The following is a 2,592-nucleotide window of genomic DNA, read 5'->3' on the forward strand; positions in this document are numbered from 1 at the left end:
ATTGATAATATGTGGCGCGACGTTCGCGCCCCGCTCGGTGTTCTTGCCCCGCTCAGTCGCCTCGGCTTTCACCGCCAGCCGCCGCAAGGCCCGGGCTTGGGGGCTCATCACCCAGTGGGAGAACCGACCTCCCACCAGCCCGGCACCGGCGCTTCCCCCCGAGCCCGGTGCGCACCGGGGTCCCGTGGAAGATCGCGAGGAGAATGATACGGGAGGTGGAGAGGGCGTGGAAAAACAGGGGTGGTTTCTCCACGATGATTGCTGACAGATGGTGACAGGATGGACCTGTCCGAGCTCAGGCAACTGACGCAGACAACGCCTGATGACATCAAACAAACGCTTGCGCCCATCGTCTTCAGCCACATGGCCGTGTACTTCTCGCAGTACCTGCCAGCTCCTGCCGTTAACATAAAATCAACTACGTTCTTCTAAAGCCATGGACTATTCCGTTTTGGGGGACATGATGAAATCGATTCTTCTTGCTACAACTTTCTTGCTCGCCGCTGCGGGGTCCGCCCTTGCGGCCGATGCAGTGTCTATCGAAGCTGCACCCGAGATGGCGCCAGCCGGCTTTGTCTGGACCGGCGGTTATGTCGGCCTGCAGGCCGGCTATCTCTGGGGATCGACCTCGGTGGCATTTCCTGAAGTACCGGTCCTATATTCCAATCCCGATCCTGACGGCTTCATCGGCGGCGTCTATGCCGGCTACAACCATCAATTCGACAACGGCTTCATAGCGGGTCTCGAAGGCGACTTCGCCCTGTCGAACGCTGACGGAAACGACTTCATTTGGGACGATATCGGCTCATTTCCCGATGAGACCTGGACCAGCAGCATCGACTGGACGGCTGCGATCCGGGCACGAGCCGGCTACGCGATCGACCAGCGCACCATGGTGTACGCCGCCGGCGGTGTCGCCTTCGCGCATACCGAAGCGACCGTCAGCGATTTTGGCGTCGTCAGGGAAAAGATTTCCGACACGCTTGTCGGCTGGACCGTCGGCGTGGGCGGAGAACATGCCCTTACCGACAATCTGATCGCCCGCGCCGAATACCGCTATTCCGATTTTGGATCGAACAGCCACACCGGCCTACCCAGCKGCATGCTTGATACCGACCTTGAGTATCAAACCCACGATGTCAGGCTGGGCCTAGCGTACAAGTTCTGACCGAGCTGCATGTTCTGAAAAGCCCCGGCCAACCGCCGGGGTTTTTTGCGTTGGGGCGTAGTACCCGGAGGGGAACCTTTGGACGGAACCTCCCCGGGCAACAGGCTACGTTGGCCCGCTGCCGGAGGCGCCGGCTCCTCCCCGCATGCCACCGTCGCGACCGGCGTTCCCGCAGGAGAAACTGAGGGAATTGTACGGGAGGTTTGGGAGGGCGTGGAAAAACGGGGGCGGTTTATCCACGGTGTATGCTGACAGATGGTGACAGGGATGGAAGCTATTCTTCCACACGCACGATCATCTGACTGGCTCGACGACTCACAGAGTTGCTAGGGCTTATGTGGAAAGATTTGCATCAATTCTTCTTTCCATCTCGCAGACTCAGAAACCATGGTAGACAAAATCATTGCTTAATGGACCCGCTGCATGAACATCGATGAACTCGCTAAGCTCGCACAAAGATGTTTCACTGCGCATCCAACAATCATTCTAGGGAGTGGCGCTTCAATGCCTCACGGCCTTCCTAGCATGGGAGACCTGCAGAAGTTTCTGGTCTCCAATATCACGCCGGAAGGCGACGAAGAGGATAGTGGCTGGCTCCTTGTTCGCACCGCTCTCAGCAGCGGAGACCATCTTGAAGCAGCCCTCGACGGGAAAACCCTTCCAAAATCTCTCCTCCAGAAAATTGTAAGGGTGACTTGGGAATGCGTGAATGYGAAAGACGCCGAGATCTATCGGGAACTCGCTGCCGCCCCTACCGCTCTTGCACTCGGCGATGTGCTGAAAGCACTCTTTCGCAGCAGCAATAGTTCTGTCGACATCATCACTACCAACTATGATCGAATTGTCGAATACGCATGCAACTCGGTAGGCGTACTCTTTCAGACCGGCTTCACACCTGGATACTTCCAAACTTGGGCAAGCGATCCAGAGCTACATTTTTTCCGAGGAAACAAGCAAACTCGAACCGCGCGGCTGTGGAAAGTACACGGTTCGCTGGACTGGTTCCAGCTAGCGGACGGTCAAACCATCGGGCTGCCGGCATTCAATTTGCCAGATGGGAACTTAGTGCCACAGATCGTAACTCCCGGGCTAAACAAATACCAAAAAACCCAGGAAGAACCTTTCCGCTCGACCATGGCGGGGGCTGACAGGGCATTGAACGGAGCTCAGGGCTTCCTTTGTGTAGGATATGGGTTCCGCGACGAGCACATCCACCCGAAGATCAACAAGCGTTGCCGCGAAATGAATGTACCTACCGTGGTGCTTGCGCGAACTCTCACGGACGAGGCTAAGAGCTTCTTACAGAGCCACGCCGGGCAGAATTATCTTGGAATTGAACGCGCCGGGACGGGCTGCCGAGTCTTCTCGTCCAGTTCTCCACACGGCGTAGAGATTGAAGAAGACGACCTTTGGTCATTGGAAGG

2 protein-coding genes are annotated in these 2,592 nt (G+C 56.9%); both read left to right on the plus strand.

The genetic code is table 11. From position 1 onward, the window contains the following. The first annotated feature begins 463 nt into the window (after positions 1 to 463). Positions 464 to 1,168 carry an outer membrane protein gene (locus AC1DWF_RS31465; protein ID WP_476842510.1) on the plus strand — a complete coding sequence of 235 codons (705 nt, stop codon included), beginning with the start codon at positions 464 to 466 and terminating at the stop codon, positions 1,166 to 1,168. A 423-nt stretch (positions 1,169 to 1,591) separates the two neighbouring features. Beyond that, on the plus strand, positions 1,592 to 2,592 hold a 1,001-nt coding region (locus AC1DWF_RS31470; protein ID WP_476842511.1), incomplete at its 3' end, for an SIR2 family protein.

This window comes from Aminobacter sp. P4_D5, from assembly GCF_056401815.1.